A 25,661-nucleotide genomic window follows, 5' to 3' on the forward strand; every position below is an offset into this window, starting at 1 on the left:
CGATGCGATGTGCGGCGACCTTAGCGCCGGCCGCTGTTCGGCGACAACGCTAGCGAGGGTAGTCGAGGAGTTTTTGTGGGTAGTCAGCGTTTCGAATGTTTCATCAAGCGCGACTTCTCGCGTTGCCAGTCGCGGTCCTTGGACGTGGCGCGCTTGTCGTGTTCCTTCTTGCCCTTGGCCAGGCCGATGCGCAGCTTGGCGCGGCCCGCCTTCCAATACATTTCAAGCGGCACCAGGGTGTAGCCCTTGCGCTCCACCGCGCCGACCAGCCGGCTCAGCTCGGCACGGTTCAGCAACAGCTTGCGCGTGCGGATCGGGTCGGGAATGACATGCGTCGAGGCGGTGGGTAGGGCAGAGATGTGCGCGCCGAAGATAAAGGCCTCCGCGTTCTTCAGGAACACGTACGCCTCCTTCAGCTGCACGCGACCGGCGCGCAGGCTCTTGACCTCCCAGCCCTGCAACGCCATGCCCGCTTCGTAAGTCTCCTCGATGAAGTACTCGTGGCGCGCCTGGCGGTTCTCGGCGATGGTCGGATTGTCGTTGGCTTTCTGCTTGCTCATAGAGGGCGCGGATTGTACCGTGCCGGCGCATGCGCGAAGTAACTAGAAGTGCCCTGGTCCCATATTCCGCCGAACAGATGTTCGCGCTGGTCGAGGACATTGAGCAGTATCCGCAATTCGTGCCGTGGATTTCCGCGGCCAAAAAGCTCGAGAGCACGCCGGATCAAGTCACCGGCCGGCTGGAAATGCACAAGGCCGGCGTGCGGGAGTCGTTCACCACGCGCAATTTTCTGAAACGTCCCACCGAGATGTTAATGACGCTGGTCGACGGTCCTTTCAAGACCTTCGAGGGTCGCTGGACGTTCACGCCGCTGGGCGACCGCGGCGTCAAAGTCGGGCTCAGCATCCGCTTCGAATTCGCCAACGCCATGCTCGGCATGCTGTTGTCGCGCACCTTCGAGAAGAATTGCGGCGAGATGATCGATGCGTTCGTCGATCGCGCCCGCGCCATCTATGGAAAAAAGTGAGCTGCTGCGCATCCGCGTGATCTACGCGCTGGCGGATCGGCAGGAGAGTGTGGATCTGCAACTGCCGCCGGGCACCTCGTTGACCGAGGCGGTCGAGCGATCCGGGCTGTTGCAGAAGTTTCCAGAAGCGGCGGCCCGTCCGCTGGAATGCGCAATTTTCGGGCGGGCAGTGCCGTTGACCTACGAGCTGCGCGATGGGGATCGCATCGAGATTCTGCGGCCGTTGCTCGTCGATCCGAAGCAGAGCAGGCGCGCTGCGGCGGAGCGCAGCCGCGCCGAAGCGCAACGTCGAAGATAAGTTATTTCGCCGCGGCGGTCTTGACCGTCGGCTTGGTGGTGTCCGTGGGCTTCTCGATGCGCTCCACCTTGTCGGCCGCATCGAAATACACAATGAAGTGCCGCTTGCGCGCCTCGGTCCAGCGCCCGCGCTTGAGGTAGTAAACGTAGTCCCAGCGCGTGTTGACGAACGGGTCCGCCACCATTGGCGTACCGAGCAGCGATCGCACCTGGACGCGGGTCATGCCCACGGCCACCCGATCGATGTCCTCGGTATCGAGGAAGTTGCCTTGTTGAATATCGATGCGGTGGACGCATCCTGTCAGGCTGGCGCCTGCCATCAGGACTGCGAGCAGCGAGGCGAGAATCCGCACGCGGAAGAGGTTGGTCAGTGTCATTTCGGAGTGGAGCCAGCGGCGCAGCTGCGAGATAATGCGCCCGGATGATACTCAAAAGCGATCGATCTCGCAGCGGGACGCTCGCCGACGTTCGATCTGAGGACCAAGCACGTGGAAACCAGCGATTTGCGCAAGGCCGGGCTCAAAGTCACGCTGCCTCGTATCAAAATTCTCGAGATTCTCGGCACGGCCACGCCGCGACACATGAGTGCGGAAGACATCTACAAGCACCTGCTCGAATCCCATGAGGATATCGGCCTCGCCACCGTGTACCGCGTCCTGACGCAGTTCGAGGCCGCGGGGCTGGTCACGCGTCATCACTTCGAGGGCACCACGGCGGTGTTCGAGCTCAACGAGGGCCAGCACCATGACCACATCGTCTGCTTAGGCTGCGGTCGGGTGGAAGAGTTCATGGATGCCGGCATCGAAGAGCGTCAACGCCAGGTGGCGGCCCGCCTGAAGTACGAGTTGAAGGATCATTCCATGATCCTGTACGGCTATTGCAGCCGCCCGGATTGCCCGGCCCGCAACGTCAAAAATCGCAATTAGGCGCCTTTCGGCCGCCATTTCGAGCCATCCGGCAACCGGTGCGACTGCTGCCGGACTGGGACCCCAGCTAGCGCCGAGCCGGCTTCTTACGCGCGGGCGCGGCGTCTTTGGCCGGAACCTTGGAGGGTCCCGCAGACGCTTTAGCCGAGCTCTTCGAAGGCGCCGGCCGAAGCATCTCCGCCGCGTGTTCCCGTGCCTTATCGGTCACATTGATGCCGCCCAACATGCGGGCAATTTCTTCTACCCGCTCATCGGCCGTCAGGGGATGGAGAGCAGTGCGCGTGGTCTTGCCGTCAGTGAGCTTGGTGACGCGCACGTGCGCGTGTGCTTGGCTCGCGACCTGGGGCAGGTGAGTGACGCACAGCGCCTGAGCTCGTTCACCGAGGGTACGCAGCTGGCGGCCGACAATTTCAGCCACGCCGCCGCCAACACCGGCATCGACTTCGTCGAACACCAGACAGGCCAGCGAACCGGCGAGGGCGTCGGTCTGAACGGCGGCCACCTGAATGGCCAGGCTGATGCGTGACAATTCGCCTCCAGAGGCGACCTTGGCGAGCGGGCGAGGCGGCTGACCCGGATTGGCGCTGACCAGGAATTCGATGTCGTCCGCGCCGTTCGCTCCGGCGGACTCGGCCGCCCGCGCATCGATCTGAAACTTGCCCCCTGGCATGCCGAGCGTCTGCATCAGCGCGCTGATGCTTTCGCCCAGGCTCTTTGCGGCCGATTTGCGAGCCGCAGACAATTTGGCGCATGCGGCGCTGAATTTGCGCTGTGCTTCTTCCAGGCGCTTTTCGATCTGCGCCATCGACGCTTCGAGCGAATCGAGGCGCTGGAACTCCTGCCGCAGCTCCGCTTGCAGACCGAGCAGACCGCCGATCTCGATGCGATGTTTGCGGGCGATCGACTCCATTGCCGCGAGCCGCTGCTCCACCCATTCCTGTCGCTGCGGATCGGCATCGAGATCGGACTCGTAGCGCTCGACCGCCTCGACGCCTTCGCGAAGCGCGATCAGGCTTTCTTCGATCAGCTGCGCCATCGGAGCGAACTTCGGGTCCAGCTCTCCAACGTGTCGCGCTGTCGTGAGCGCGCGTGAGATCGCCTGTTCGGCACTCACATCCTCGGCTTCGCGCAACAGCTGGATGATCTCTCTCGCACCCGATGCGAGTCGACCACGCTGTGACAAGCGCTGCCGTTCGCTGCTCAATTCTTCGCCTTCACCTTCCTTGAGATCGAGCGCCTCGAGCTCGCTCAAGTGATAGCGCAGCAGTTCGAGCCGCGCTTCGCGATCCTGTGCGGACGCCGCCGCGCGATCGCGTTCATCTTTCACTTGCGACAGAGTGCGCCAGGCTTCAGAGACGGCGCTGAGCAATTCGCGATGCTCGCCGCTTTGATCGAGCAGCTCACGTTGCGCCGAGCGTCGCACCAGCGATTGATATTCCATCTGACCGTGCACATCGACGAGCGTCTCGCCGAGTTGCCGCAGAGATTGCACGGGCATGGCTTGTCCGTTCACGTACGCGCGCGAGCGACCGTCGGACGAGATCACCCGACGCAGCACGCACTCGCCTTCATGTTCGATGGACTGCTCGGATAACCACGCGTGCGCGGCGGCGTTCTTCTCGATTGCAAACGTCGCTGAGACTTCAGCGCGTTCCGCGCCATGACGAACGACCTCGGCGCCAGCACGCCCGCCGGCCGCGAGCAGCAGCGCATCGACCAGAATGGACTTGCCCGCGCCGGTCTCGCCCGTCAGCACGGTCAAGCCCGGGCCAAGCTCCAGCTCGACCGCGTCGATGATGGCAAAGTCGCGGATCTGAATATGAGTGAGCATCTTCGCTGTAAGAGAAGGTTTATTCCGAGGTTGGGTAGGGGGCGGTGCGGTCCCCGCGACCCCAGCGCAGCTTCGAGCGCAGCGTGCGATAGTAATCGTGATCGGCCGGATGCAGGAGGGTGACATTCTCGGCAGCCGGTTCGACGATCAGTCGGTCGCCTTGCGACAGCGCGCCCAGCGACACACCGTCGCAGGTCACCTGGCCGTTGCTGTCCGGTCGATCGAGCAGACGAACCTCGATGACCGAACTGCTGCGAACCACGATGGGCCGATCCGACAGAGTGTGCGGGCAGATCGGTGCGAGCACGACGGCGTCCAAGCCCGGATACAGAATCGGGCCGCCGCAGGAGAGCGCGTAAGCCGTCGAGCCGGTAGCGGTGGCGATGACCAGGCCATCGCCGCCGTGTGTGTTCACGTAACGCCCGTCGATGTAGGTCTCGAAATCGAGGATGCGACCGGTCTGCCACTTCTGCAGCACCACGTCGTTCAGGCCGTTGCAGTGGCGGTCAGGCACGCCGGGCGAGATCAAGGTCGCTTGCAGCATCGCGCGCCGATCGGACACGTAGCGACCGGCGAGAATCTCATCGACGCGCGTGGTCAGCTCCGCGGGACCGATGTCCGCGAGGAAGCCGAGTCGCCCGCGGTTGATGCCGAGGACAGGGATGGTGCGCGGGGCGGCGAGTCGCGCCGCGTGCAGCATCGAACCGTCGCCACCGACCGCGATCAGCAGGTCCGCCTGGGCGCACAGCTCCGATTCAGCAAGCCGCTCGACCTTGGCTTCGCGATAGTCGACGCTGGTCGCCGCATCCACCAGCACGCGCCGGCCGCGGCTGTGCAGATGAACGGCCAGGACCTGCAATGACTCCACCACACGGGCGTCTCGCGTGTTGCCGATGATGGCGATGGTTTGGAACGGTTCAGGCGCTGCAGGCATGGGTGCGGTTTGTAGCACGGACTCATGGCGGCCAGCCATGCGAATCCCGTTGTGACCCGGCGACGCGTCCCCAGATAGGGTACAAGACCCCCATTCGCAGCGATCTTCGGGCGACCTTCCGGCTCGTAGGACTGTCTGCTTGACAGCGTCCCGCGCGCTGCTTAGCTTCTTTTGGACAGCGGGTCAGCGCACTGCGGATGGGCGTGAAATAACCTTCTGTCACATAGGTTTGCCCACGAACCGAATGATGCACACGCAGACTCACGACGAAACCCTGAATGAACGTTCCCAGCAACTGCTGAGGTTGCTGGTGGAGCATTACATTCGCGACGGCCAACCGGTCGGCTCGCGCACGCTATCGCGCGACATGGGCTTGAACCTGAGCGCGGCCACCATCCGCAATGTCATGGCGGACCTGGAAGAGCTGGGCTTCGTCACTTCTCCGCACACCTCCGCCGGCCGCGTGCCCACCGACAAGGGCTATCGGTTCTTTGTCGATACCTTGTTGAAGTATGAGCCGCTCGACGACGAAAAGATCGCGGCCATCCAGTCGCGCTTCGGCGAGCACGGCGCCGATCACAAGGCGCTGGTCGCGGCGGCTTCGCAGATGCTCTCCAGCGTCACCCGGCTCGCCGGCGTGGTGACCTTGCCGCGCCAGAGTCATTCCTCGCTCAGTCAGATCGAGTTCGTGCCGCTGTCCGATAACCGCGTGCTCGCGGTCATGGTCGTGAACGGCCGTGAAGTGCAGAACCGTATCGTGCAGCTGGACCGTCACTACAGCGGCGAAGAGTTGCGCCGCGCCTCGAACTATCTGAATCAGGAGTTCGGCGGCAAGGAGTTGAGCGCGGTGCGCGAGCATCTGCTCAGCAGGATGAAAGAAACGCGCGAATCGTTGAACCAGGTCATGCTGGATGCGATCCATCTCGCGCAGCACGTGGTGATGCCGCAGTCCTCCGGCGGCTCTCGCATGGAATACGTGATCGCCGGCGAAACCAACCTGATGAACTTCGCCGAGCTGTCCAACGTCGAGAAGCTGCGCCGTCTGTTCGAAGCGTTCACGCAGCAGCGGGACATCCTGCATCTGCTCGACCAGAGCCTGAAGGCCGAGGGCGTGCAGATCTTCATCGGCCAGGAATCCGGCTACACCATCCTGGACGACTGCAGCGTGGTCACCGCGCCCTACACCCTGGATCAGGAAGTGGTGGGTGTGCTGGGGGTCATCGGCCCGACCCGCATGGCCTACGAGCGCATCATTCCCATCGTCGATATCACCGCGAAGCTGCTCGGCTCCGCCTTGAATTCCCGCTCCTGAGCCGCCATCCCTTGCGCGCCTGAACCGGCACGCCGGCCCCCGACCGATCGCCTTGTCCATCGATTGGGGTGTCGCCGCGCGCGGTCGGGCATGAGGTCGGCCGCCCAATCAGGCAGAATGCCGCCCCTTTAATAAACCGCGTCCCCCAGCTCGCCCATGGGCCAGGGGATCGACCCCATTTTGCGACAGGAGAACGACAGGTCATGAGCATGCCCAACGAGCAGGATCGCCCCGCGAACGGGCCGGGGGTGGAGGGAACCGCTGAGGCTGGCGCCGTGGATCTGCAGGCCGCGCTGGCTGCCGCCGAGGCCCGGGCCCTGGAAAGCCGCGACCTGTATATGCGCGCTCTGGCCGAGATGGAGAATATCCGCAAGCGTGCAGCGCGCGATGTCGAGCAGGCTCACAAGTACGCCGTTGACCGCTTCGCCAACGATCTGATCGGCGTCAAGGACAGCCTGGAGCTGGGGCTGCTGGCCGCCGGCGATGCGCAGACCCTGCGCGCCGGCACCGAGGCCACGCTGAAGCAGCTGACCAACGCCTTCGAGAAGAACGGTCTGACCGAGATCGACCCGCTGGGCCAGCAGTTCGATCCCCAGCAGCACGAGGCCATGGCCATGCAACCCTCGGCCGAGCATGTCCCCGACAGCGTGACCCAGGTGGTGCAGAAGGGCTACGCGCTGAATGGCCGATTGCTGCGCCCCGCGCGCGTCATCGTCGCCAAGGCGCCCTGAGGCCGCGAGGCGCGCCGGGCCTTGTAAATCATCCGGGGATCCGCAGATAGCGCAGCAAGACAGCCGGTTGACGAGCCCAGTTAACGAACTTTGGCTCCAACAGGCCAGATTTACAGACATTCAAGACACAACTAACGGAAATTTCGCAGGAGACATTTGGCCATGAGCAAAGTCATCGGCATCGACCTCGGCACGACCAACTCGTGCGTCGCGATCATGGAAGGCGGCAAGCCGCGCGTGATCGAGAACAGCGAAGGCGACCGCACCACGCCCTCCATCGTGGCGTTCACCAAGGACAATGAAGTGCTCGTCGGCCAGTCGGCCAAGCGCCAGGCCGTGACCAATCCGCAGAACACCCTGTTCGCGATCAAGCGACTCATCGGTCGCCGCTTCGAAGACAACGTCGTCCAGAAGGACGTCGACATGGTGCCGTACAAGATCGCCAAGGCCGACAACGGCGATGCGTGGGTGGAAGTGCAGGGCAAGAAGATGGCCCCGCAGGAAATCTCGGCTCGCGTGCTCATGAAGATGAAAAAGACCGCCGAGGATTTCCTCGGCACCACGGTCACCGAAGCCGTCATCACCGTGCCGGCGTACTTCAACGACTCGCAGCGTCAGGCCACCAAGGATGCCGGTCGCATCGCCGGCTTGAACGTCAAGCGCATCATCAACGAGCCGACCGCTGCCGCGCTGGCCTATGGCCTGGACAAGCAGGGCGGCGATCGCAAGATCGCGGTGTATGACCTGGGTGGCGGCACGTTCGACGTGTCCATCATCGAAGTGGCCGACGTCGACGGCGAGCGTCAGTTCGAAGTGCTCGCGACCAACGGCGACACCTTCCTCGGCGGTGAGGACTTCGACAAGCGCGTCATCGACTATCTCGGCGAAGAGTTCAAGAAGGAGAGCGGCGTCGACGTGCGTCGCGATCCGCTCGCCATGCAGCGCCTGAAAGAAGCGGCGGAGAAGGCGAAGATCGAGCTGTCGAGCAGCCAGCAGACCGAGATCAACCTGCCGTACATCACGGCGGACGCTTCCGGTCCGAAGCACCTCAACATCAAGCTGACTCGCGCCAAGCTCGAGTCGCTGGTCGAAGACCTGGTCAACAAGACCATCGAGCCGTGCCGGATCGCGCTGAAGGACGCGGGCCTGTCCATCAAGGACGTGTCCGAAGTGATCCTGGTCGGCGGTCAGACCCGCATGCCGCTGGTGCAGAAGGCAGTGAAGGATTTCTTCGGCAAAGAGCCGCGCAAGGACGTGAACCCCGATGAAGCCGTGGCCGTGGGCGCCGCGATTCAGGGCGGCGTGCTGTCCGGCGAAGTGAAGGACGTGCTGCTGCTCGACGTGACGCCGCTGTCGCTCGGCATCGAAACGCTCGGTGGCGTGATGACCAAGCTGATCGAGAAGAACACCACGATTCCCACCAAGGCGAATCAGACCTTCTCGACCGCCGACGACAACCAGGGCGCCGTGACCATTCACGTGCTGCAGGGTGAGCGTCAGCGTGCGGCCGATAACAAGTCGCTCGGTCAGTTCAACCTGGAAGGCATTCCGCCGGCGCCGCGTGGCATGCCGCAGATCGAAGTCACATTCGACATCGACGCCAACGGCATCTTGAACGTGTCGGCGAAGGACAAGGCCACCGGCAAGGAACAGAAGATCGTCATCAAGGCGTCTTCCGGCCTGAACGAGGACGAGATCCAGCGCATGGTGAAGGACGCCGAGGCGCACGCCGAGGAAGATCGCAAGTTCCGCGAGCTGGTCGAAGCCCGCAACAAGGCCGACGCGCTCGTGCACGGCACCGAGAAAACGCTGCAGGAGCTGGGCGAGAAAGTGCCGGCGGCCGATCGCGCCAACATCGAAAATGCCGTGTCGGATCTGAAGCGCGCACTGAGCGGCGACGACAAGGACATCATCGAGAAGAAGGCGGCTGAAGTGAGCCGTCTGGCGGCTACTCTGGCGCAGCAGTCGGCCGAGGCCGGCGCAGCCGGTCCGGGCGCGGGCCCGCAGGCCTCTGCCGGTGCAGGCGGCGCGGCTGGCGGCAACGACGACGTGCTCGATGCCGAGTTCGAAGAAGTCAAAGACAAGAAGAAGTAAGCAATCCGCCGGGCCTGGCAGACAGATCTAGATCTGTCTGTTGGGCCCGAGTGTTTTTCGGTGGCGTGATGCCCGCGTGGGCAGGCATCATGCCCGGCAGTCTGGGTGGGGTCCTTTTCCGCTAATGTCCAAGCGCGACTACTACAAGGTGCTCGATGTAGCCCGCACGGCCACGGAGGCCGAGATCAAGAAGGCTTATCGCCGTCTGGCGATGAAGTATCACCCCGACCGCAATCCCAACGACGCGGAAGCCGAAGAGAAATTCAAGGAGGCCAAGGAGGCCTACGAAGTGCTGACCGACGCGCAGAAGCGCGCCATCTACGATCAGCACGGCCACGACGGGCTGGCGGCTCGTGGCGGCGGTGGCGGCGGCTTCAGCGCCTCCGACGCGTTCAGCGACATCTTCGGCGACGTCTTTGGAGATATTTTCGGCGGCGGTCGTCGCGGCGGACGTCAGCAGGTGTTCCGTGGCGCCGATCTTCGTTACGACCTCGAGCTCGATCTCGAGCAGGCCGTGTTCGGCCATTCAGCGGATATCGAATTCACCACGCTCGCCGAATGCGAGCCGTGCTCGGGCTCGGGCGCCGCGCCTGGCTCCAAGCCCGTCACCTGCGACACCTGTAACGGCGCGGGCCAGGTCCGCATGCAGCAGGGCTTCTTTGCCGTTCAGCAAACCTGTCCGCGTTGCAAAGGCCGCGGCCAGATCGTCAGTCAGCCGTGCGATTCCTGCCTCGGGCAGGGCCGGATCCGCCAAAAGAAAAACCTCAACGTCAAGGTCCCGCAGGGCGTCGACAACGGCGATCGCATCCGCCTGACCGGCGAAGGCGAGGCCGGGCGCAACGGCGGGCCGCCGGGCGATCTCTACGTCGAGATCCGCGTGCGCGAGCATCCTATTTTCGAGCGCGACGGCAGCCATCTTTCTTGTGAAGTGCCGGTGAGCTTCACCACAGCGACGCTCGGCGGGACGGTCGAAGTCCCGACGCTGGGCGGCAATGTTGAATTGAAGGTGCCGAGCGAGACGCAGTCCGGCCGCGTGTTCCGTTTGCGAGAGAAGGGCGTGAAGCCCGTGCGTGGCGGGCCGACGGGCGATCTGTTCTGCCGCGTCGTGGTCGAGACGCCAGTGAACCTCACCGAAGAGCAGAAAGAGCTGCTGCGAGCGTTCGACGCTTCCATGCAAAACAGCCGCCGCAGTCACAGCCCGCGCGAGAGCACCTGGCTCGATGGCGTGAAGCGTTTCTTCGACACCATTCGTAACTAACAATCCTCCCTCGCAGACCGGGCCGCAACTGATGGCGCAACACTCTTTGCAGATCGCCGTGTTCGGCGTCAGCGGCCGCATGGGTCGTGCATTGCTGACGGCGATCGATGAAGCAAAGGCGACAGCGCTCGGCGGCGCTACTGCATCGAGCAACAGTCGCTGGTTGGGCAAGGACGCGAGCGAGGCGGGCGGCGGCGCTAAGCGCAATGTGCCGATCGAATCGGATCCCGCGCTGGCATTGCGCAACGCGCAGGTGGCGATCGATTTCACGCTGCCCGAAGCGACTTCCGTGAATCTTGCGGCGTGCGTCCGCGCCCGATGTCCCATCGTCATCGGAACCACCGGTCATGATGAAGCGGTGCGAGCCGAGATCGCCGCGGCCGCCAGGCAGATTCCCATCGTGATGGCGCCCAACATGAGTCTCGGCGTGAACCTGCTGCTGAAGCTGGTCGAGCTGGCCGCCGCCAAGCTGGACGCGGACTACGATATCGAAGTGTTCGAGGCGCATCATCGAAACAAGAAAGATGCGCCTTCAGGCACGGCGCTCGCGCTCGGCGCCGCCGCGGCTCAAGGCCGTGATGTCAAATTGGCGGAGGTGGCGGAGCACGCCCGTCACGGCAACACGGGCGTTCGCCCACGAGGCTCCATCGGCTTTTCGGTGTTTCGCGGCGGCGATGTTGTGGGCGACCACACCGTCACGTTTGCCGGTATTGGTGAGCGAATCGAGCTGACACACCGCGCCAGCGATCGCCTCGCATTTGCGCGGGGCGCGGTCAAAGCCGCCCAGTGGCTGGCCGGCCGCACGCCGGGCCTGTATTCCATGCAGGACGTGCTCGGTCTGTAACACACGCTTCGCTCCACTGGCCTTTAACTCCACTGGGCGGCCCCCAGTCTGGGTCAGGCGAGTGACAGACCCGCGTTTTTTGCTTTCATGACTTGAGCGACTCGCGTACACTTCCATCTTCAGCACGCGGTGAAAACACTTGTGGCGGGATCGGGCCTTGAAAGCCCATCTCGTCTTCCGCATGCGTGTCTGAAACAGCTGACATCGGGAGCTTCATGAACCACTCCGAACACGTTGCCGCTGTACTGGCGCTCGAGGACGGCACCGTTTTTCACGGCCGGTCCATCGGAGCCAAGGGCAACACGACGGGCGAGGTGGTGTTCAACACCGCCATGACGGGCTACCAGGAAATCCTCACGGACCCGTCCTATTGCAGACAGATCGTTACTCTCACTTATCCGCACATCGGCAACACCGGCGCCAATCCGGAAGACCTGGAGGCGCCGGCCGTGTATGCGGCAGGTCTGATCATTCGCGATCTGCCGGCCCTGCATTCCAACTGGCGCGCCTCCGAATCGCTGGAGAGCTTTCTTCAGCGCGGCAAGGTGGTCGCCATTGCGGACATCGACACTCGCAAGCTGACTCGCATTCTGCGAGAGAAGGGCGCGCTGGCCGGTTGCATCATGACCGGCGAGAAAGCCGATCCGGTGGCTGCGGTGCATGCGGCCCGCAAATTCCCCGGCTTGAAAGGCATGGACCTGGCCAAGGTCGTGTCCACCAAGCGGGTGTATCAATGGAACGAAGGCACCAACTGGGGCGAGCACAACGGACCGAAGTCACGTCCGGGACAGCGCGTGCACGTGGTCGCGTACGACTACGGCATCAAGCGCAACATCCTGCGTTGCCTGGCCGATCACGGGTGCCGCGTGACCGTGGTGCCGGCGCAGACGCCAGCGGAAAAAGTGCTGGCCATGAATCCCGAAGGCATCTTTCTGTCCAACGGCCCCGGCGATCCGGAGCCGTGCACCTACGCCATCGAGGCGATCAAGCGATTCCTCGAGACCGACATTCCGGTGTTCGGCATTTGCCTGGGCCATCAGCTGCTGGGCCTGGCGAGCGACGCCAAGACCGTGAAAATGAAGTTCGGCCATCACGGCGCCAATCATCCGGTGCTCGACACCAGCAGCGGCCGCGTGCTGATTTCCAGCCAGAACCACGGCTTCGCGGTCGACGAGAGCACGCTTGGCCCGAATGTGAAAGTGACTCACAAGTCGCTGTTCGACGGCTCGTTGCAGGGCATCGAGCGCACCGACCGGCCGGCGTTCAGCTTCCAGGGCCATCCCGAGGCCAGCCCCGGCCCGCAGGATGTCGGGCAGCTGTTCGCCAAGTTCACCGCCATGATCCACGAGCGCCTCGCTCAGCAGGTCGGTACCAAAAGCACCGCCGCGAACGATACCGGCCGTCGCGCCGCCGAAGGTTGATTCACACTTCACATGCCCAAGCGTACTGACCTCCAAAGCATCCTGATCATCGGCGCCGGCCCGATCGTCATCGGCCAGGCGTGCGAATTCGATTATTCCGGCGCGCAGGCCTGCAAGGCGCTCAAGGAAGAGGGCTATCGCGTCATCCTGGTGAACTCCAATCCGGCCACCATCATGACCGACCCGGAGTCCGCCGACGCCATCTACATCGAGCCCATTCACTGGCGCACGGTGGAGCGCATCATCGCCAAGGAACGTCCCAGCGCGTTGCTGCCCACCATGGGCGGCCAGACGGCGCTCAACTGCGCGCTCGATCTGGTGCGCGAAGGCGTGCTGGAAAAATACGGCGTCGAACTCATCGCCGCGTCCCGCGAAGCCATCGACATGGCTGAAGATCGAGAGAAATTCCGCAATGCCATGCGCGAGATCGGTCTGGAGTCGCCCCGTTCGAAGATCGCGCACAGCATGGATGAGGCGCTGGCAGTGCAGGCCGAGATCGGCTTTCCCACGATCATTCGTCCTTCGTTCACCATGGGCGGCTCGGGCGGCGGCATCGCCTACAACCGCGAAGAGTTCGTCACCATCGTCGAACGCGGTCTGGACGCTTCGCCGACTTCGGAAGTTCTGCTGGAAGAATCCGTCATCGGTTGGAAAGAGTACGAGATGGAAGTGGTCCGCGATCGCGCCGACAACTGCATCATCATCTGTTCCATCGAAAACCTCGATCCGATGGGCGTGCACACCGGCGACTCGATCACGGTCGCGCCGGCGCAGACGCTGACGGACAAGGAATATCAGATGATGCGCAACGCCTCGATCGCGGTGTTGCGCAAGATCGGCGTGGAGTGCGGTGGCTCGAACGTGCAGTTCGCGCTCAATCCCGCCGACGGCCGTATGCTGATCATCGAAATGAATCCGCGCGTGTCGCGCTCGTCCGCGCTCGCCTCGAAGGCCACTGGCTTCCCGATCGCGAAAGTGGCCGCCAAGCTCGCAGTCGGCTACACGCTCGATGAACTGAAGAACGACATCACCGGCGGCGCCACGCCGGCTTCGTTCGAGCCGACCATCGATTACGTGGTCACCAAGATCCCGCGCTTCACGTTCGAAAAATTCCCGGGCGCGAACGATCGGCTCACGACGCAGATGAAGTCGGTGGGCGAGGCCATGGCAATGGGTCGCACCTTCCAGGAGTCGCTGCAGAAGGCGCTCAGGAGCATGGAAGTGGGCACCGACGGACTCGATCCGTTGCTCACCTTGCCGATCGCCGAAGAACAGATGCACAAGCTGCGCGAAGAGCTGCGCATGCCCGGGCCGAATCGCCTGCGCTACGTCGGCGATGCGTTCCGCGGCGGTCTGTCGTTCAACGAAGTGCAGTCGCTGTCGCGCATCGATCCCTGGTTCCTCGCCCAGATCCACGACATCGTGCTCGAGGAGCAGAAGGTGCAGGAACAAGGCCTCGAAGCCTTGACCCGCGATCGTATGTGGCAGCTCAAGCGCAAAGGCTTCTCCGATCGTCGTCTCGCGACGCTGGTTGGCGTCGACGAAGCGAGCGTGCGTCGTAAGCGCATCACCATGGGCATTCGCCCGGTGTTCAAGCGTGTCGACACTTGCGCCGCCGAGTTCTCGACATCCACGGCGTACATGTATTCGTCGTACGACGAGGAGTGCGAAGCCAATCCGACCGACCGCAAGAAGATCATGATTCTGGGCGGCGGTCCGAATCGCATCGGACAGGGCATCGAGTTCGACTACTGCTGTGTGCACGCGGCGCTGGCGCTGCGCGATGCGGGCTACGAGACCATCATGGTCAACTGCAATCCCGAAACGGTATCGACCGACTACGACACTTCGGATCGCTTGTACTTCGAGCCGCTCACGCTCGAAGACGTGCTGGAAATCATCGATAAGGAAAAGCCGGTAGGCGTGATCGTGCAGTACGGTGGCCAGACGCCGCTGAAACTGTGCCGCGCGCTCGAAGCGGCAGGCGCGCCGATCATCGGCACCACGCCGGACGCCATCGACGTGGCCGAAGACCGCGAGCGCTTCCAGCAACTGGTGCAGCAGCTGAATCTGAAGCAGCCGCCGAATTGCACGGCGCGCACCGAAGAGCAGGCCATCAGCATGTCGAAGACCGTGGGCTTCCCGCTGGTGGTGCGGCCTTCGTACGTGCTCGGCGGGCGCGCCATGGAAGTGGTCTTCAACGAAGACGACCTGCGCACCTACATGACCGATGCGGTGAAAGTGTCGAACGACAGCCCGGTGCTGCTGGATCGCTTTCTGGATCAGGCCATCGAGGTCGACGTCGATGCGATCTGCGACGGCGAGGACGTCTATATCGGCGGCATCATGGAACACGTCGAGCAGGCCGGCGTGCACTCGGGCGACTCCGGTTGCTCGCTGCCGCCCAACAGCCTGTCGGCCGAGGTCCAGGCCGAACTGAAGGAACAGACGCGCAAGCTCGCCCGGGGCTTGAAGGTGGTCGGTCTGATGAACATCCAGTTCGCCATCCAGAGCGGCATCGTCTACATCCTCGAAGTGAATCCGCGCGCCTCGCGCACCGTGCCGTTTGTTTCCAAAGCGACCGGCGTGCCGCTGGCGAAAATGGCCGCGCGCGTCATGGCGGGCGCCAAGTTGAAAGATCTCGGCTTGACCGAAGAGCGCGTGCCGAAGTTCTTCGCAGTCAAGGAGTCGGTGTTCCCGTTCGCCAAATTCCCCGAAGCCGATCCGATCCTCGGACCGGAAATGAAATCCACCGGCGAAGTGATGGGCACCGGCCGTTCGTTCGGCGAAGCCTATGCCAAGGCGCAGCTCGCCTCCGGCGTGATTCTGCCGACTCGCGGCGTTTGTTTGCTCAGCGTGCGCGACCGCGACAAACCGGCAGCGGTGCAACTGGCGCGCCGCCTGGTCGCGCAGGGCTTTGAAATCGTTGCAACGTCTGGCACCGCGGAAGCCATCAGCAATGCGGGAATTCCATGCCGCACAGCGAATAAGGTGCGTGAGGGTCGCCCTCACATCGTGGACATGATAAAAAACGACGAGATTTCGCTGATCGTCAATACCACCGAAGGCAAGCAGGCCATTTTCGAATCGCGCTCCATTCGGCGCGAAGCGGTCCACAAGCGCGTCACGTACTACACGACTGTGGCGGCCGGACTGGCAACCTGCGACGCCATTGCCCACATGAATGAGGTCGACGTGAACCGACTGCAGGATCTGCATCGAGAGATCGCGCAACAAGCCGGCTATGACACTGCGGTGAAGGCTGTGGAGATCGCATCGTGAAGCGGCTGCCGTTGACATTGAAAGGCGCCGAGAAATTGCGCGCCGAGCTGAAACGTTTGAAGAGCGAGGATCGTCCGCGCGTGATCCAGGCGATTGCCGAGGCGCGCGCCCATGGCGACTTGAGCGAGAACGCGGAATATCACGCCGCGCGTGAGCAGCAGAGCTTCATCGAAGGACGCATCAAGGATATCGAGTCGCACCTGTCGAACTCGGAAATCATCGATGTGGCGTCCATGCCGGCCACCGACAAAGTGGTGTTCGGCGCCACCATCGATCTGGAAGACGAGGACACCGGCAACAAGCTGCTGTATCAGATCGTCGGCGACGCCGAGGCCGATATCAAACAAGGCCTGATCTCGGTGTCGTCGCCCATCGCGCGCGCCCTGGTCGGCAAGTCCAAGGGCGACGTCGTGGATGTGGTTGCGCCCAACGGCACCAAGAGCTACGAGATCGTCGAAGTCCGTTATTTGTAACGCCGCCGGGGTTGTTCGTTCGTAGCTTGTCGCCGGCCCGGAAATTCAGAGATCAACGGCAGCATGGTCACTACGGAACCGGCCGCTCGGGTCGCGCCGCGCAAGTGGCTCGATTTCAGCGTCACATTTCTGGTCACGCTGTGGGCCGGCTCGCTATGGACCGTGTGCGGCATCGTCGCGCCCCAATTGTTCGCGACGCTGCCGGAGCGGCGCCTTGCAGGGCAGATGGCGGCCCGGCTGTTTCATATCGAGACCTGGTTGGGCGTCGTGATCGCCATCGCATTGATTGCGCTGTTGGCCGCGCGTAAGGCCTTCGCCAGCAGCAAAGCGGTGCTCTGGCTGATTGTGTTGACCGCGGGCGCGCCGCTCGCGAGCGAGCTGATCCTGGGCCCGATGATGGATGCGGCCCGAAGCGCGAACGACATGGCGCGCTTCGGCATGCTTCATGGTGTTTCCGCCGCGCTGTTTTTTATCGCGTGTGTGAGCGCGCTGGCGCTGGTCTGGAAGACCCGGCAGGCCGCGTAGCAGCTAGTCCGCCGGCAAGATGATTTTCGGCTTGTCCTTGTGCGGGCGATAGAACACACCCACGTTGCCGATCCGCTGCACCAGGGCGCTGCCGCTTTGTTTGGCCAGTTCGGCGAGAATGGTGTCGCGCTCGTCGCGATCGCCGACGCGGGCTTTGACTTTCACCAGTTCGTGCGCGCCGAGCGCAATGTCGAACTCCTTCGCGACCGCAGGCGACAAGCCGGACGAGCCGATGAGAATGACAGGTTCCTTACCGTGGGCGAGGCCGCGCAGGTACTTCTTTTGCTTTTCGGAAAGCTGCTGAATCGTAGGCATGGCTAAGCGTACTAAATCGAGCCGGCAATGGCTCGCCGAACATGAGAGCGATCCGTACGTGAAGCAGGCCCGGCAGGCCGGCTATCGCTCGCGCGCCGTGTTCAAGCTCGATGAGATTCAGCGCACCGACCGGCTGATTCGGCCCGGCATGACCATCGTGGATCTGGGCGCGGCGCCGGGTGGCTGGAGCCAGCTGGCGGCCAAGCTTCTGCAGGGCAGAGGGCGGATCGTGGCGCTGGACATTTTGCCCATGGACGCCATCGTCGGCGTCGATTTCCTGCAAGGCGACTTCGCCGACGATGCGGTCCTGGAACAATTCGAACAAATGCTCGGCGGCGAGCGAGCGCAGCTTGTAATGTCCGATATGGCCCCAAATACCACGGGCATCGCCGACGTGGACCATGACCGTTCGATGCATCTGGTTGAACTGTCGCTGGATTTCGCCCGCAAACACCTGGCCCCCAAGGGCGATTTCCTGGTCAAGGTGTTCCAGGGCCGGCACTTCCAGCCGTTCGTGAAGGAGCTCAGAAACAGCTTCACGACGGTCAAAGTGCGAAAACCGCCAGCCTCGCGCCAGCGAAGTCCGGAACTTTACCTGCTGGGGCGCGACTTTAAGGCTTAAGCTGGTCCGTTTCAGGTTTTGGCTTGCTTTTCGATTGCAGCGGATCAGGAAGTCGGTTATGGCGCGTCCCGGTCCGGTGGTGTAGTGTCAATCTGCGCCTACTTACTTATTCCAGGCTGCTGCCATTGTCCGAGGTCAAAAAGGACGCGGCGCACGAGGATGGGACTTTGAACGACCTAGCCAAGAACATCGTACTCTGGATCGTCATCGCCGTGGTGGTGGCCACGGTGGTCAGCAATTTCAGCGCGCGATCCGGCGGAGTACAGGAGATGCCGTACTCCACCTTTCTGCAGCAGGTGAAGGACGGCGGCATCGCCGAAGTCACCTTGAACAAGACCACCGACGTGATTCGCGGTGTGCGCACCAATGGCGAGCAGTTCACGGTCAACAATCCCGAGACCGAGAACTCCGACCTGATCGGCACGCTGCTCGACAACAATGTGAAGTTCTCGGGCGCGGCGCCGGAGCGGCAGTCGTTCCTGATGCAGCTGTTCATTTCTTCCTTCCCCATCCTGCTGCTGATCGCGGTGTGGGTGTACTTCATGCGTCAAATGCAGGGCGGCGCCGGCGGCAGGGGGGCCATGTCGTTCGGCAAGAGTCGCGCACGCCTGCTCGGCGAGGACCAGGTACAGGTCACATTCGCCGATGTCGCAGGCGTGGATGAAGCCAAGGAAGAAGTGGTCGAGATCGTCGAGTTCCTGAAAGACCCGGGCAAGTTCCAGCGCCTGGGCGGCAAGATCCCGCGTGGCGTGCTGATGGTCGGCTCGCCCGGTACCGGTAAGACGCTGCTCGCCCGCGCCATCGCCGGCGAAGCGAAAGTCCCGTTCTTCACCATCTCCGGTTCCGACTTCGTCGAAATGTTCGTCGGCGTGGGCGCGAGCCGCGTGCGTGACATGTTCGACCAGGCGAAGAAGCACGCTCCGTGCATCATCTTCATCGACGAAATCGACGCCGTCGGTCGCCATCGTGGCGCCGGCCTGGGCGGCGGTCACGACGAACGTGAGCAGACGTTGAACCAGCTGCTGGTCGAGATGGATGGTTTCGAGGGCACCGAGGGCGTGATCGTCATCGCCGCCACCAACCGTCCCGACGTGCTGGATCCGGCGCTGCTGCGTCCGGGCCGTTTCGATCGTCAGGTCGTGGTGCCGCTGCCGGACGTGCGTGGTCGCGAGCAGATCCTGAAAGTTCACATGCGCAAGCTGCCGCTCGCCGAAGACGTGAAGCCGCAGGTGATCGCGCGTGGCACGCCGGGCTTTTCGGGCGCGGACCTCGCCAACCTGGTCAACGAAGCTGCGTTGTTCGCCGCTCGCGCCAATCGCCGCACGGTGACCATGGACGAGTTCGAGCGCGCCAAGGACAAGATCATGATGGGCGCCGAGCGCCGCTCCATGGTCATGGACGAGCAGGAGAAGAAGCTCACCGCGTATCACGAGGCGGGTCACGCCATCATCGGCTTGACGGTGCCCGAGCACGACCCGGTCTACAAAGTCACGATCATCCCCCGCGGCCGTGCGCTGGGCGTGACCATGTTCCTGCCGGAAGCCGATCGTTACAGCACCAGCAAGCGTCGGCTCGAGAGCCGCATCAGCACGCTGTTCGGCGGTCGTATCGCCGAAGAGATCATCTTCGGACCCGAGTCGATCACGACCGGCGCCTCCAACGACATCGAGCGCGCGACTGAAATCGCTCGCAACATGGTCACCAAGTGGGGCCTGTCGAACAAGCTCGGCCCGCTGACCTACAGCGAAGACCAGGGTGAAGTGTTCCTGGGTCGCCAGGTCACGCAGCACAAGCAGGTGTCGGATGTCACCGCGCACGCCATCGACGAGGAAGTTCGTTATCTGATCGACACGAACTACAAGCGCGCCAAGGACATTCTCGAGACCAACCTCGACAAGCTGCACAAGATGGCTGACGCGCTGATCAAGTACGAGACCATCGACGAGATCCAGATCAAGGACATCATGGAAGGCCGCGATCCCAAGCCGCCCGCGGGCTGGGACGACAGTGGCGCGCCGTTCGGCGGCAACGGCAAGGGCCGCGACCGCGAGAAGGGCGAGGCCCCGATCGGCAAGCCCGCCAGCCAACACTGAGCTAGTAGTTAGCTGTTGGCAGGAAGGAGTTAGAGAAGAGGCGCGGCAACGCGCCTCTTTCCGTTTATGCGACCTGACAAGAACCCAATCATGGCTGGCAATGCAGCTCTGACCAACAGCCAACTGCCAGCAGCCAGCTACTTGCGTTGTGGCCGTCACACGGTGGATCTGTCCTCGCCCATCGTGATGGGCATCCTCAACGTCACGCCGGATTCGTTTTCCGACGGCGGACGGTTCGTCGACGTGTCGCGAGCGCTCGAACATGCGCAGCGCATGATCGAGCAGGGCGCGGGCATGATCGATGTGGGCGGTGAGTCCACACGGCCTGGCGCCGCCGATGTCAGCGAGCAAGAGGAGATCCGCCGGGTCGTGCCGATCATCGAAGCGCTCGCCGCTCGCACTTCCATTCCCATCTCCGTCGACACCAGCAAGGCCGCCGTCATGACCGCAGCCGTCTCGGCCGGCGCGAGCCTGATCAACGACGTGAGGGCGCTGCGGGAGCCGGGCGCACTTGAAGCCGCCGCCCGCACCAACGCCGGCGTCTGTCTCATGCACATGCAGGGGCAGCCGCGAACCATGCAGCACGAGCCACGTTATGACGACGTGGTCGAAGAGGTCGCCACCTTTCTGGAACAGCGCGTCGGGGCATGCCTGACCGCCGGCATCGACCGTGAGCGACTGGTGCTCGACCCGGGCATCGGCTTTGGCAAGCGGCTCGAACATAATCTCTCGTTACTGGCCCATCTGCCGCGCCTGGGCCGTCCAGGGCCGAACCAGGGACTGCCCCTGCTGGTCGGGGTGTCCCGCAAATCCATGTTCCAGACGCTGCTGGGGCGGCCTGTGGAGCAGCGCCTGGCCGGTGGCCTCGCGGTCGCGACCGCCGCCGTGCTCGCCGGGGCTGCTATCCTTCGCGTCCACGACGTAGCCGAGACGCTCGACGCAGTGAAGGTGGCCCACGCCCTACGCGCCGCCGGCTACTCCCGACCAGTCAGTAGTCACTAGTCACTTCGAGGTTACTTTGAGCCGTAAATACTTTGGCACCGATGGCGTGCGAGGCCGCGTTGGCGAGCATCCGCTGACAGTGGAATTCGCCTTGAAGCTGGCCAGCTCGGCGGCGCGCGTGCTCGCGCCCAACGGCGGCACGGTGCTGGTGGGCAAGGACACTCGCATCTCGGGCTACATGTTCGAATCGGCGCTCGAGGCGGGCTTCGTCGCTTCGGGCGTGAACGTGATGTTGATCGGCCCGCTGCCCACGCCGGGCATCGCCTATCTCACCAAACGTTTCGAATGTGACTTCGGCGTGGTCATCAGCGCCTCTCACAATCCGTACGAAGACAACGGCATCAAGTTCTTCGATCGTAACGGCGGCAAGCTGTCCGACGAGATCGAAGCGCAGATCGAGCAGTACCTGGACGATCCGCCGGTGACGCGCAGTTCGAGCGAACTGGGTAAGGCGGCGCGCGTCGACAAGTCGCGCGTGCGTTATCAGGAATTCGCCATGAGCACCGTGCCGGGCCTGGATCTGTCGGGTTTCAAGCTGGTGATCGATTGCGCCAACGGCGCCGGTTACAAAGTGGGGCCGCGGATCCTCGCGGATCTCGGCGCGGAGATCGTGCCGATCGGCTCCTCGCCGAATGGCCGCAATATCAATCTGAACTGCGGCTCCACCTCGCCGGGCCTGTTGCAACTCACGGTGCCGGGCGTGCAGGCGCAGGCAGGCATCGCGCTCGACGGCGATGGCGATCGGCTGGTGATGGTCGACAACCTTGGGCGCACCGTGGATGGCGATCAACTGCTGTACATCATCGCGCGAGCTCGCAAGAGTAAGGGCCTGCTGAAAGGTCCGGTGGTCGGCACCGTCATGAGCAACCTCGGCCTGGAACATGCGCTGCAGAAAGAGGGCATCGAGTTCCGTCGCGCCAAGGTCGGCGATCGCTATGTGATGGAATTGTTGAAAGAGACCGGCGGCACGCTGGGCGGCGAGACCTCGGGTCACCTGCTGTGTCTCGATCACACCACCACCGGCGACGCGTTGATCAGCGCTCTGCAGGTGCTGGCCATTATGAAAGAAACCGGCAGCAGCCTGGCGGAGCTGGCCGCGCCGATGCCGCGCTATCCGCAGGTGATGCAGAACGTGCGCGTCGCGAAGAAAATCGATCCGTTCAGCTCGCCGCAGATCGCCGAAGCAGTGGCGAAGGCCGAGAGCAAGCTGGCCGGCAACGGTCGGATCGTGCTGCGTCCCTCGGGCACTGAACCCGTGATCCGTGTCATGGTCGAAGGCAGTGACGAGAAGCTGGTGAAGGAAATCTGCCGGGATCTGGCCGCCATCGTGGCCGCGTCCGCCGAACAGAAGGTGGCGGTGGGTTGAAGCGCCACCCGGCCGCTTCCTTTTGATTGCATTCGGGTTTGATTTCGGAAGAGGGCGCCGCTAAGCTTCCGCGCCCTTTGCAGGGGCGGCCCGATGGGCCGACGCAGGGGCGGCCCGACGGGCCGACGCAGGGTGGCCCGAACCCCAACTGTGGAGGTACGCGATGCGCCGGCCATTCATTGCCGGGAATTGGAAGATGCACGGCTCGCGCGCGGAGAACGCGGAGCTGATCGAGGGGCTGCTGCTCGGCTTGCCGGCGCAGACACACTTCGATATCGCCGTCTGTCCGCCCAACGTGTACCTGTGGGAAGTGGGGCGGCTGCTGAAGGACTCGATCGTGAAACTGGGCGCGCAGTCGGTCTGCGCTGAGGCGATCGGAGCATTCACGGGCGAAGCTTCGGCGGCCATGCTGAAGGATGTCGGTTGCACGTATGTGATCGTGGGCCACTCCGAGCGGCGCACGATTTATCGCGAGGACGACGCGCTGGTGGCGCGCAAGTTTCTCGCGGCGCAGTCGCAGGGTCTGATCCCGATCCTCTGCGTCGGCGAAACGCTGGAGGAGCGGGAGAAAGGGCAGACCATGCAAGTGGTCTCCCGGCAGTTGAAAGCCGTGTTGGATGTCGCTGCCCCAGGCGCGCTCCAGCAGGCGGTGCTTGCATACGAGCCGGTCTGGGCGATCGGCACGGGCAAAAATGCGACGCCGGCCCAGGCGCAGGAAGTTCACGCACATATTCGCGCCGAGGTGGCGGCTCGTGATGCTAATATCGCGGCCGGTTTACGGGTGCTCTATGGCGGCAGCGTGAAAGCCGGCAACGCGAAGGAGATCTTCGCCATGCCGGACGTCGACGGTGGACTGATCGGCGGCGCGTCGCTGAAAGCGGATGAGTTTCTGAAGATCTGCGCCGCGGCCCAAAGTCATTGACGGCCACTTGAAGTGGCTGCTCGAGCGAGCCGGTCTGAAACAGGCGCATTGAATCGGAATTGAATCGTATGAACTGGTTACATTCGGCGGTGGTGATTGCTCACCTGTTGTTCGCCGCGGCCATCGTAGCGCTGGTGTTACTGCAGCGGGGCAAGGGCGCCGATGCGGGCGCCGGCTTCGGCGCGGGCGCGTCGGGCACTGTGTTCGGTGCTCGCGGCTCGGCGTCGTTCCTGTCGCGCACCACTGCGACTTTGGCGGTGCTGTTCATCGCTACCAGTTTGACGTTGGCGTATCTCGGCGGTCGCCCCGGCGAGGCGCCGAAGAGTGTGATCGATCGAGTGAACCTTCCGGACAGTGCTCCGGCGTTGCCTTCGGCCACGCCCGCGGCGCCGGCGGCGAACACCGATCAAGCGGTCGAATTGCCTCGCGAGCCGGCTCCTCAACCGGCCCAGCAAACGCAGGGCGAGCCGACCCAACAACAGTAACATTTGTTCGGGCGGGCACCGTCCCGGCGAGCGTTTGGCGAAGTCGTTTTCAGTGCGGCTGTGGTGGAACTGGTAGACACGCTACTTTGAGGTGGTAGTGGAGCAATCCGTGGAGGTTCGAGTCCTCTCAGCCGCACCAGTTTCTCGGCTTCTTTAGGGTTCCATGCCTTCTTGGCCGAAGAAGGCAGCCTTCGTGCAATTCTTATAGAACCCTTTTTGGACCGTCCTGATACAATGCGCGCCGCCGCCGGACCCGGCGCGTCAGCAGCTTACGCGATGTTGCAAAACTACGTTCCCATCCTCATTTTCCTGGGCGTGGCCGGCGTGCTCGGCTCAGTGCTCATCGGTCTGGGCTTTTTGCTCGGCCCTCGCAAGCCTGACGCCGAAAAGCTCTCCGCCTACGAGTGCGGCTTCGAGGCTTACTCCGATACGCGCATGAAATTCGACGTGCGCTATTACCTCGTCGCCATTTTGTTCATCGTCTTCGATCTGGAAATCGCCTTCCTGTTTCCCTGGGCCGTGGCGCTCGACGCCGTCGGCATGGTCGGGCTCGCCGCCATGGGCATTTTCCTGCTGATCCTGGTGGTGGGCTTCGTCTACGAGTGGAAAAAAGGGGCTCTGGAATGGGATTGACTGCTCCCACAGCCGAGACACCGGACGCCGCGGTAACACAGCGCGGCTTCATGACGACAACGGTCGATTCGCTGGTCAACTGGGCTCGCACCGGTTCGATGTGGCCGATGACGTTCGGCCTGGCTTGTTGCGCGGTGGAGATGATGCATGCGGGCGCGGCCCGTTATGACCTCGATCGCTTCGGCGTGGTGTTCCGACCCAGCCCGCGCCAGTCCGATGTGATGATCGTGGCCGGCACGCTGGTCAACAAAATGGCCCCGGCGCTGCGCAAGGTTTACGACCAGATGCCCGAGCCCCGCTGGGTGATTTCGATGGGCTCCTGCGCCAACGGCGGCGGCTACTACCACTACTCGTACGCGGTAGTGCGTGGCTGCGACCGCATCGTGCCGGTCGATGTGTACGTGCCGGGTTGCCCGCCCAGCGCCGAAGCACTGCTGTACGGCATCCTGCAATTGCAGAACAAGATCCGTCGCACCAGCACGATCGCGCGGTGAGCGCGCGTCGTATTCATGCCCGCTGATGGCGGGCTTTGGTTTTTAGCGAGTACGGGATGAGTTCACGTATCGAGACATTGGCCTCGCGATTGTCGGCGCGCTTCGCTCAAGAGCTGCGTGCGCTGCCGGCGTTGCCGGGCGACGTAGCGTTCGAAGTCGACGCAGCGAATCTGCTCGCGGTGTGCAAGGAGCTGCGCGACAACGCCGACTTCGGCTTCGAGCAGCTGATCGATCTGGCGGGCGTCGACTATCTCGACTACGGCCGCGAGGAGTGGAACACGCTGGGCTCTACCGCCACTGGTTTCAGTCGCGGCGTGAATCGCATCAAGGAGACGGTCGGCGAGCCGCAGAACAAGCGCTTCGCGGTGACTTATCAACTGCTGTCGATCTCCAACAACTGGCGCCTGCGACTGCGCAGCTTCACTGATGAAGGCGAGCCGCCGGTGATCGATTCCGTAGTCGAGATCTGGAGCGGCGCCAACTGGTTCGAGCGCGAAGCATTCGATCTGTACGGCATCATGTTCCGCAATCATCCGGACCTGCGCCGCATCCTCACCGACTATGGCTTCATCGGTCATCCGTTCCGCAAGGACTTCCCGCTCATCGGCAACGTCGAAGTGAAGTACGACACCAACAAGGGTCGGGTCGTCTACCAGCCGGTAAGCATCGAGCCGCGCACCCTCGTGCCTCGCGTGATTCGCGATGACAACCGTTACGACCAGGTGCTGAAAGAAGTGCCGGTCGGCGCCGCCGCGTCGCGCTGAGGTCGTCGAG

Annotated in this window: 26 protein-coding genes and 1 tRNA gene; 22 read left to right on the plus strand and 5 right to left on the minus strand. The window is 63.2% G+C overall.

Annotated features, from left to right (window positions below):
- Window positions 1-83: 83 nt before the first annotated feature.
- Complete coding sequence (gene smpB, locus JM946_RS10610; RefSeq protein WP_203167261.1) at window positions 84-560, minus strand: SsrA-binding protein SmpB; 477 nt, start codon at window positions 558-560, stop codon at window positions 84-86.
- A 29-nt stretch (window positions 561-589) separates the two neighbouring features.
- On the opposite strand from smpB, the gene JM946_RS10615 reads away from it, so the two are divergent.
- Both JM946_RS10615 and JM946_RS10620 read left to right on the plus strand, forming a co-directional pair.
- Window positions 590-1,027, plus strand: coding sequence for a type II toxin-antitoxin system RatA family toxin (locus tag JM946_RS10615; protein WP_203167262.1), 438 nt, complete (start codon window positions 590-592; stop codon window positions 1,025-1,027).
- Window positions 1,014-1,325, plus strand: coding sequence for an RnfH family protein (locus JM946_RS10620; protein WP_203167263.1), 312 nt, complete (start codon window positions 1,014-1,016; stop codon window positions 1,323-1,325). The genes JM946_RS10615 and JM946_RS10620 overlap by 14 nt, the downstream gene beginning before the upstream one ends.
- 1 nt (window position 1,326) lies before the next feature.
- Here JM946_RS10620 and JM946_RS10625 read toward each other — a convergent pair whose 3' ends face one another.
- The gene (locus JM946_RS10625; protein ID WP_203167264.1) at window positions 1,327-1,701 is read right to left on the minus strand and encodes an outer membrane protein assembly factor BamE; all 375 of its coding nucleotides are present in this window, start codon (window positions 1,699-1,701) and stop codon (window positions 1,327-1,329) included.
- A 111-nt stretch (window positions 1,702-1,812) separates the two neighbouring features.
- Here JM946_RS10625 and fur point away from each other — a divergent pair, with 111 nt between their 5' ends.
- Window positions 1,813-2,250 carry a ferric iron uptake transcriptional regulator gene (gene fur, locus JM946_RS10630; protein ID WP_203167265.1) on the plus strand — a complete coding sequence of 146 codons (438 nt, stop codon included), beginning with the start codon at window positions 1,813-1,815 and terminating at the stop codon, window positions 2,248-2,250.
- A gap of 67 nt (window positions 2,251-2,317) precedes the next feature.
- Here the strand turns inward: fur and recN are convergent, their stop codons facing one another.
- Both recN and JM946_RS10640 read right to left on the minus strand, forming a co-directional pair.
- A complete protein-coding gene (recN, locus tag JM946_RS10635; RefSeq protein ID WP_203167266.1) occupies window positions 2,318-4,081 on the minus strand; it encodes a DNA repair protein RecN in 1,764 nt (587 codons plus the stop codon).
- A gap of 19 nt (window positions 4,082-4,100) precedes the next feature.
- Window positions 4,101-5,054 carry an NAD(+) kinase gene (locus tag JM946_RS10640; RefSeq protein WP_203167267.1) on the minus strand — a complete coding sequence of 318 codons (954 nt, stop codon included), beginning with the start codon at window positions 5,052-5,054 and terminating at the stop codon, window positions 4,101-4,103.
- Window positions 5,055-5,262: 208 nt separating this feature from the next.
- Between JM946_RS10640 and hrcA the strand changes: the two genes are divergently transcribed.
- The 9 genes from hrcA to JM946_RS10685 all read left to right on the plus strand — a co-directional run bounded on the left by hrcA (window position 5,263) and on the right by JM946_RS10685 (window position 16,955).
- Window positions 5,263-6,327 carry a heat-inducible transcriptional repressor HrcA gene (hrcA, locus tag JM946_RS10645; protein WP_203167268.1) on the plus strand — a complete coding sequence of 355 codons (1,065 nt, stop codon included), beginning with the start codon at window positions 5,263-5,265 and terminating at the stop codon, window positions 6,325-6,327.
- A gap of 209 nt (window positions 6,328-6,536) precedes the next feature.
- Window positions 6,537-7,058, plus strand: a complete 522-nt coding sequence (gene grpE / locus JM946_RS10650) for a nucleotide exchange factor GrpE (protein WP_407700532.1) — start codon at window positions 6,537-6,539, stop codon at window positions 7,056-7,058.
- 162 nt (window positions 7,059-7,220) lie between these two features.
- Window positions 7,221-9,152 carry a molecular chaperone DnaK gene (gene dnaK, locus JM946_RS10655; RefSeq protein WP_203167270.1) on the plus strand — a complete coding sequence of 644 codons (1,932 nt, stop codon included), beginning with the start codon at window positions 7,221-7,223 and terminating at the stop codon, window positions 9,150-9,152.
- Window positions 9,153-9,276: 124 nt separating this feature from the next.
- Entirely contained in the window at window positions 9,277-10,410 is a 1,134-nt protein-coding gene (gene dnaJ, locus JM946_RS10660; protein ID WP_203167271.1) for a molecular chaperone DnaJ, read from the plus strand.
- Between the two features lie 31 nt (window positions 10,411-10,441).
- Complete coding sequence (gene dapB, locus JM946_RS10665) at window positions 10,442-11,254, plus strand: 4-hydroxy-tetrahydrodipicolinate reductase (RefSeq protein ID WP_203167272.1); 813 nt, start codon at window positions 10,442-10,444, stop codon at window positions 11,252-11,254.
- Window positions 11,255-11,469: 215 nt separating this feature from the next.
- Window positions 11,470-12,675: a glutamine-hydrolyzing carbamoyl-phosphate synthase small subunit gene (gene carA, locus JM946_RS10670; protein ID WP_203167273.1), complete on the plus strand. Its 1,206-nt coding sequence runs from the start codon at window positions 11,470-11,472 to the stop codon at window positions 12,673-12,675.
- A 12-nt stretch (window positions 12,676-12,687) separates the two neighbouring features.
- Complete coding sequence (gene carB, locus JM946_RS10675) at window positions 12,688-15,957, plus strand: carbamoyl-phosphate synthase large subunit (RefSeq protein WP_203167274.1); 3,270 nt, start codon at window positions 12,688-12,690, stop codon at window positions 15,955-15,957.
- A complete protein-coding gene (gene greA, locus JM946_RS10680; RefSeq protein WP_203167275.1) occupies window positions 15,954-16,430 on the plus strand; it encodes a transcription elongation factor GreA in 477 nt (158 codons plus the stop codon). Before carB ends, greA begins: the two co-directional genes overlap by 4 nt.
- Window positions 16,431-16,493: 63 nt before the next feature.
- Entirely contained in the window at window positions 16,494-16,955 is a 462-nt protein-coding gene (locus JM946_RS10685; protein WP_203167276.1) for a DUF4149 domain-containing protein, read from the plus strand.
- A gap of 3 nt (window positions 16,956-16,958) precedes the next feature.
- Here JM946_RS10685 and yhbY read toward each other — a convergent pair whose 3' ends face one another.
- Entirely contained in the window at window positions 16,959-17,270 is a 312-nt protein-coding gene (gene yhbY / locus JM946_RS10690) for a ribosome assembly RNA-binding protein YhbY (protein ID WP_203167277.1), read from the minus strand.
- On the opposite strand from yhbY, the gene rlmE reads away from it, so the two are divergent.
- The 10 genes from rlmE (at window position 17,269) to JM946_RS10740 (ending at window position 25,651) form a co-directional block, all read left to right on the plus strand.
- Window positions 17,269-17,892: a 23S rRNA (uridine(2552)-2'-O)-methyltransferase RlmE gene (gene rlmE, locus JM946_RS10695; protein ID WP_203167278.1), complete on the plus strand. Its 624-nt coding sequence runs from the start codon at window positions 17,269-17,271 to the stop codon at window positions 17,890-17,892. The two genes, yhbY and rlmE, sit on opposite strands and share 2 nt — an antisense overlap.
- A 167-nt stretch (window positions 17,893-18,059) precedes the next feature.
- Complete coding sequence (gene ftsH / locus JM946_RS10700) at window positions 18,060-19,985, plus strand: ATP-dependent zinc metalloprotease FtsH (protein ID WP_203167887.1); 1,926 nt, start codon at window positions 18,060-18,062, stop codon at window positions 19,983-19,985.
- Between the two features lie 90 nt (window positions 19,986-20,075).
- Window positions 20,076-20,987, plus strand: a complete 912-nt coding sequence (gene folP / locus JM946_RS10705; RefSeq protein ID WP_203167279.1) for a dihydropteroate synthase — start codon at window positions 20,076-20,078, stop codon at window positions 20,985-20,987.
- A gap of 16 nt (window positions 20,988-21,003) precedes the next feature.
- Complete coding sequence (glmM, locus tag JM946_RS10710) at window positions 21,004-22,353, plus strand: phosphoglucosamine mutase (protein WP_203167280.1); 1,350 nt, start codon at window positions 21,004-21,006, stop codon at window positions 22,351-22,353.
- A 163-nt stretch (window positions 22,354-22,516) separates the two neighbouring features.
- Window positions 22,517-23,275 carry a triose-phosphate isomerase gene (gene tpiA, locus JM946_RS10715; RefSeq protein WP_203167281.1) on the plus strand — a complete coding sequence of 253 codons (759 nt, stop codon included), beginning with the start codon at window positions 22,517-22,519 and terminating at the stop codon, window positions 23,273-23,275.
- Window positions 23,276-23,343: 68 nt separating this feature from the next.
- Window positions 23,344-23,760 (plus strand): preprotein translocase subunit SecG, encoded by a 417-nt coding sequence (secG, locus tag JM946_RS10720; protein WP_203167282.1) that lies wholly within the window; start codon window positions 23,344-23,346, stop codon window positions 23,758-23,760.
- Between the two features lie 54 nt (window positions 23,761-23,814).
- Window positions 23,815-23,899 (plus strand) — tRNA-Leu (locus JM946_RS10725).
- Window positions 23,900-24,036: 137 nt separating this feature from the next.
- A complete protein-coding gene (locus JM946_RS10730; RefSeq protein ID WP_203167888.1) occupies window positions 24,037-24,393 on the plus strand; it encodes an NADH-quinone oxidoreductase subunit A in 357 nt (118 codons plus the stop codon).
- A complete protein-coding gene (locus tag JM946_RS10735) occupies window positions 24,384-24,887 on the plus strand; it encodes a NuoB/complex I 20 kDa subunit family protein (protein ID WP_203167283.1) in 504 nt (167 codons plus the stop codon). The genes JM946_RS10730 and JM946_RS10735 overlap by 10 nt, the downstream gene beginning before the upstream one ends.
- 56 nt (window positions 24,888-24,943) lie before the next feature.
- The gene (locus JM946_RS10740; RefSeq protein ID WP_203167284.1) at window positions 24,944-25,651 is read left to right on the plus strand and encodes an NADH-quinone oxidoreductase subunit C; all 708 of its coding nucleotides are present in this window, start codon (window positions 24,944-24,946) and stop codon (window positions 25,649-25,651) included.
- Window positions 25,652-25,661: the final 10 nt, after the last annotated feature.

Source organism: Steroidobacter gossypii (assembly GCF_016801985.1).
Lineage (GTDB): Bacteria > Pseudomonadota > Gammaproteobacteria > Steroidobacterales > Steroidobacteraceae > Steroidobacter > Steroidobacter gossypii.

What these genes read in the sequence shown, in the direction of transcription:
- smpB (WP_203167261.1), bottom strand. Translation starts at nt 560, where the DNA reads ATGAGCAAGCAGAAAGCCAACGACAATCCGACCATCGCCGAGAACCGC.
- JM946_RS10615 (WP_203167262.1), top strand. Translation starts at nt 590, where the DNA reads ATGCGCGAAGTAACTAGAAGTGCCCTGGTCCCATATTCCGCCGAACAG.
- JM946_RS10620 (WP_203167263.1), top strand. Translation starts at nt 1,014, where the DNA reads ATGGAAAAAAGTGAGCTGCTGCGCATCCGCGTGATCTACGCGCTGGCG.
- JM946_RS10625 (WP_203167264.1), bottom strand. Translation starts at nt 1,701, where the DNA reads ATGACACTGACCAACCTCTTCCGCGTGCGGATTCTCGCCTCGCTGCTC.
- recN (WP_203167266.1), bottom strand. Translation starts at nt 4,081, where the DNA reads ATGCTCACTCATATTCAGATCCGCGACTTTGCCATCATCGACGCGGTC.
- JM946_RS10640 (WP_203167267.1), bottom strand. Translation starts at nt 5,054, where the DNA reads ATGGCTGGCCGCCATGAGTCCGTGCTACAAACCGCACCCATGCCTGCA.
- hrcA (WP_203167268.1), top strand. Translation starts at nt 5,263, where the DNA reads ATGCACACGCAGACTCACGACGAAACCCTGAATGAACGTTCCCAGCAA.
- grpE (WP_407700532.1), top strand. Translation starts at nt 6,537, where the DNA reads ATGCCCAACGAGCAGGATCGCCCCGCGAACGGGCCGGGGGTGGAGGGA.
- dnaK (WP_203167270.1), top strand. Translation starts at nt 7,221, where the DNA reads ATGAGCAAAGTCATCGGCATCGACCTCGGCACGACCAACTCGTGCGTC.
- dnaJ (WP_203167271.1), top strand. Translation starts at nt 9,277, where the DNA reads ATGTCCAAGCGCGACTACTACAAGGTGCTCGATGTAGCCCGCACGGCC.
- dapB (WP_203167272.1), top strand. Translation starts at nt 10,442, where the DNA reads ATGGCGCAACACTCTTTGCAGATCGCCGTGTTCGGCGTCAGCGGCCGC.
- carA (WP_203167273.1), top strand. Translation starts at nt 11,470, where the DNA reads ATGAACCACTCCGAACACGTTGCCGCTGTACTGGCGCTCGAGGACGGC.
- carB (WP_203167274.1), top strand. Translation starts at nt 12,688, where the DNA reads ATGCCCAAGCGTACTGACCTCCAAAGCATCCTGATCATCGGCGCCGGC.
- JM946_RS10685 (WP_203167276.1), top strand. Translation starts at nt 16,494, where the DNA reads ATGGTCACTACGGAACCGGCCGCTCGGGTCGCGCCGCGCAAGTGGCTC.
- rlmE (WP_203167278.1), top strand. Translation starts at nt 17,269, where the DNA reads ATGGCTAAGCGTACTAAATCGAGCCGGCAATGGCTCGCCGAACATGAG.
- yhbY (WP_203167277.1), bottom strand. Translation starts at nt 17,270, where the DNA reads ATGCCTACGATTCAGCAGCTTTCCGAAAAGCAAAAGAAGTACCTGCGC.
- folP (WP_203167279.1), top strand. Translation starts at nt 20,076, where the DNA reads ATGGCTGGCAATGCAGCTCTGACCAACAGCCAACTGCCAGCAGCCAGC.
- tpiA (WP_203167281.1), top strand. Translation starts at nt 22,517, where the DNA reads ATGCGCCGGCCATTCATTGCCGGGAATTGGAAGATGCACGGCTCGCGC.
- secG (WP_203167282.1), top strand. Translation starts at nt 23,344, where the DNA reads ATGAACTGGTTACATTCGGCGGTGGTGATTGCTCACCTGTTGTTCGCC.
- JM946_RS10730 (WP_203167888.1), top strand. Translation starts at nt 24,037, where the DNA reads ATGTTGCAAAACTACGTTCCCATCCTCATTTTCCTGGGCGTGGCCGGC.
- JM946_RS10735 (WP_203167283.1), top strand. Translation starts at nt 24,384, where the DNA reads ATGGGATTGACTGCTCCCACAGCCGAGACACCGGACGCCGCGGTAACA.
- JM946_RS10740 (WP_203167284.1), top strand. Translation starts at nt 24,944, where the DNA reads ATGAGTTCACGTATCGAGACATTGGCCTCGCGATTGTCGGCGCGCTTC.